General features: G+C 51.2%; 3 protein-coding genes and 1 pseudogene. 2 read left to right on the top strand and 2 right to left on the bottom strand.

The window, feature by feature from the left end; translation table 11 throughout:
- Positions 1-196: 196 nt before the first annotated feature.
- Entirely contained in the window at positions 197-814 is a 618-nt protein-coding gene (locus tag ACRCZA_RS14180; protein ID WP_438675054.1) for a DUF2238 domain-containing protein, read from the bottom strand.
- Between the two features lie 153 nt (positions 815-967).
- On the opposite strand from ACRCZA_RS14180, the gene serA reads away from it, so the two are divergent.
- Complete coding sequence (serA, locus tag ACRCZA_RS14175) at positions 968-2,197, top strand: phosphoglycerate dehydrogenase (protein ID WP_438675053.1); 1,230 nt, start codon at positions 968-970, stop codon at positions 2,195-2,197.
- 307 nt (positions 2,198-2,504) lie between these two features.
- Positions 2,505-3,464: a tRNA-modifying protein YgfZ gene (gene ygfZ / locus ACRCZA_RS14170; protein WP_438675052.1), complete on the top strand. Its 960-nt coding sequence runs from the start codon at positions 2,505-2,507 to the stop codon at positions 3,462-3,464.
- A 391-nt stretch (positions 3,465-3,855) separates the two neighbouring features.
- On the opposite strand, the pseudogene ACRCZA_RS14165 reads toward ygfZ, so the two are convergent.
- Positions 3,856-4,040, bottom strand: a pseudogene (locus ACRCZA_RS14165) (hypothetical protein); the annotation flags it as partial.

Raw genomic sequence — 4,040 nt, 5'->3', positions numbered from 1 at the left:
CGCTAACGCCTTACTACTGGCTGGAGTGGACAGTTGGCGGATAGCGGATTACACGCCAACACTGGGATCATGCCAACGTTTATAACACTTACGGATATAACAATCACCGATATAACAGCCATAAAGATAACAGCCACCGAGCTCATGCCAACCATCTGTGAACAGGATCCCAAGCCCATTACCACTGCGCGGATGATTATCGCGCCACCGCATTAGCTTGCAAGCGAGCGATCTGCTTATCCTGCACGCGAGAGAGCAACGCCAAGGCCACCAGCGCGCCAATTAAAGCCAGCAACATATCTGATTGCGTATCCCACACATACCCTTGAGTCCCCAAAAAAGCGTCGGCACCCTCGCCGCTGGCAACAGCCACCCACCATTCAATCAACTCATAAAATGCCGAAAAGGCCAGCGCAAAACAGGTCACGAAAAAGGCACACCAAGCCCCGGGTTTTACCGCTTGCTGGCGCAGCATAATTTCTCTGGCGAGCATTGCAGGGATAAACCCTTGCGCAAAATGGCCCACTTTATCGTAATTATTGCGCTCCGAACCCAGCCACTGGGCAAGGGTGTCGAATAACGGCACTTCGGCATAGGTATAGTGGCCGCCCACAAATAACACACAACAATGGATCAGCACTAAGCCATACACCAACGGCGTCAGCGGGAAACGCTGGCGCGTCAACAACAGTAGCGGGGCGGCCACTAATGCGGGCAACACCTCAAGCCACCAAGTAAATCTGTCTGCTGGATTAATCGCCGACCACGCTAACACTATGAGGAAAATCGCAATCCAAGCCATTTTGTAATTCAATATTGGTTCCTCTTATGCGATATTGTTCTGAAATTAGAATATAAACTTTAGCCATCTAGCCCTCCACAGCGCGCCGAAAAAGTGCTACGTTGGACGCGTAGGTGGTGAGCATAGCATAAGAAACATTTCTATTAATAAGAGGGTACCCATATCATGGCGAAACATTCGCTGGACAAGGATAAGATCAAGATCCTGCTGCTCGAAGGCGTCCACCAATCTGCGGTCGATGTGTTTGAACGGGCCGGATACACCAATATCGAATACCACAAAGCCGCTCTAAGCGATGACGCTTTACTGGCAGCCATCAAGGATGCCCACTTTGTTGGCCTGCGCTCCCGTACCCAATTAACTCGTGAGGTATTGCACCACGCCGATAAGTTAATCGCCATTGGCTGCTTCTGTATTGGCACCAACCAAGTGGATCTGGCCACCGCCGAATCCCTTGGTATTCCAGTGTTTAACGCGCCATTTTCAAATACCCGCAGCGTTGCCGAATTAGTGCTGGGGGAGATAATCATGTTAATGCGGGGGATCCCTGAGCGTAATGCCATCGCCCACCGCGGAGGTTGGCTAAAAAGCGCCGCAGGCAGCTATGAGGTGCGCGGTAAAACCTTAGGTGTTATCGGTTACGGCCATATTGGTACCCAACTGGGTATTCTGGCGGAAACCTTAGGTATGCGAGTGGTATTTTTTGATATTGAAGATAAATTGCCGCTAGGTAATGCTCAGCAAATTCACTCCATGGAGCAATTACTAGCGCAGGCCGACGTGGTCAGTTTGCACGTACCTGAAACCCCGCAGACGAAAGATATGATCAGCACGGCTGAATTTGCGGCAATGCGTCAAGGCAGTATCTTTATCAATGCCTCGCGCGGGACTGTGGTCGATATCGACGCGCTTACGGTTGCCTTAAAAGAGCGTCACTTAGCAGGCGCGGCGATCGATGTATTCCCGGTTGAACCCCAATCAAACGACGATGAATTTATCAGCCCATTGCGCGGCTTAGACAACGTACTGCTCACCCCCCATGTTGGCGGCAGCACCGCCGAAGCCCAAGAAAATATTGGCATTGAGGTCGCGGGTAAATTAACGAAGTACTCAGATAACGGCTCCACAGTGTCGGCAGTGAACTTCCCAGAGGTATCACTGCCACTGCATAAGGGCACCTCACGTCTGCTGCATATTCACCAAAACCGCCCAGGCATACTGATAAAAATCAACAAGGCCTTCTCAGAAAAAGGCATCAACATTGCTGCCCAATACCTGCAAACCACCGCCGAAATTGGCTATGTGGTGATGGAAGTGGACACCCATCAAGCCGAAGAAGCCTTAGTGGAATTAAAAGCCATTGAGGGCACATTGCGCACCCGCGTCCTGTTCTAAGCGCCAATGCCATTGGCCAGCCCCAATGCCGTGTTTACGCGATTGAGGATTGGAGATTGAGTATTGGAGAGTGGTGAGTGGTGATTGGGGATAGGTAATGGGTGCCAAGTGATGAGCACGCAGTGCAATGCCCCCTGACCAAGGGCGCAGGTATCAGCCCAATGCTATCTGCGCCCTTCGCTTTTGCGTCAAACGCAATTGCAGTACACTTTCCATTACTATCTCTACACTATCTCAGTTACAATTAGCGCGACAATCAGCGCTACAATCGATGCACTCCTATCATCATTATTTTCAGGATCTTGCTATGACTATTGCCGTTTCTACTCCCCATTGGGATCTCGATGCTGCCTTGCCGCCACTGGTACTGACTCAGCTCTCTCATTTAGGTCTGATTAAGATTGTTGGCGAACAGGGCCGCAGCTTTATCCATGGCCAAGTCACCACCGATATCAGCTCATTAGCCGCCGACCAATGGCGCTGGGGAGCCCACTGCGATCCAAAAGGCAAGATGCTGGCAAGCTTTAGAACCTTTGCCATTAACGATGCCCTGTTTATGTTGATGCCCCAAGACACCCTTGCCATTGATTTGCCTCAATTACAAAAATACGCCGTGTTTAGCAAAGCCACCCTGAGCAATGACACCCCTGCTTGGACACTGCTGGGCGTGGCAGGCGAGCAGGCCGCACAGTTTGTGACGAAGCATTTTGGTGATATCCAGCAAGAATTGACCTTGGTTGAGCATGGGGCGATTTTAAAGGACGGGGATCGTTTTATATTAATGCTCACCCCAGAAGCGGCAAGCGCCATCTGCAACCACTCAGACAAGGTATTTGATGCCAGTGCCTGGCAAGCACTCGAGATCCGGGCGGGTTATCCTAACCTCAGTGCCAGCCACGCCAATCAATATGTACCGCAAATGTGCAACCTGCAGGCGCTTAATGGCATCAGTTTTAATAAAGGCTGTTACATGGGGCAAGAAACCATCGCACGCATGAAATACCGCGGCGGCAATAAGCGCGCCCTGTATATTCTCAGTGGCCATACCGAATTGACCCTCAGCCTAGACGCCGGTCTTGAAATCGCCATGGAAGATGGCTTTCGCCGTGGTGGCCAGATCATTGAGTGGGTACAACGCGGCAACCAAGTGTTGTTAACGGCGGTGCTCGCCAACGACACCCCCAATGATGCCCAGCTACGCGTTGCGGATGATGCCAGCTCAAGCCTGACCATTCAGCCTTTACCCTACTCACTCGCTGAGGCCTAATTGCTGATGAGGCTTAAGTGCTGATGAGGCTTAAGTGCTGATGAGACTTCGGCGCTTAAGGTAATAAGGCATCACTTAAGTTAACAGAGCATCACTTACGTTAACCGCGGTCCAATCAAGGCGCTAATGGCGCCTTGATGCGTGCCCCTCCCTATACAGCCCCCCGTTTAAGTGACGAACATCGCCAACTCCGAGTGCTTTCCCCCCTTAGGCGGCGCGGCACTAAGCGGCACGGCATCATGTCAAATATCTGGTCAAATATCTGGCCAATTCGCTGGCAAAATATCGGGTTAACATTCAGGTGCTGATACCACATTCGCCCTATCCTGACGGCATGCGCTATGGCAATCTAATCTCTTCATTTTCAAGTAAACACCACGCTAAGCGGGGCTTACTCCAAAGTGGTCTGCACTGGGCTCCCTTGCCGCTCCACATAGGCGTCCCTCGTTACGATAATCTCTGGCAATATTTGCTTGAAAGCTGCCACCAACTGGGGATCAAAATGACTGCCGGCTTGGCTTTCAACTAATGCCATGGCCTCTTCAATTGTCCATTCCTGCTTGTATGGACGCTGTG

The organism is Shewanella sp. (genome assembly GCF_051658185.1).
Classification (GTDB): Bacteria; Pseudomonadota; Gammaproteobacteria; order Enterobacterales; family Shewanellaceae; genus Shewanella.
This window is presented reverse-complemented; position numbering and strand designations above follow the sequence as displayed.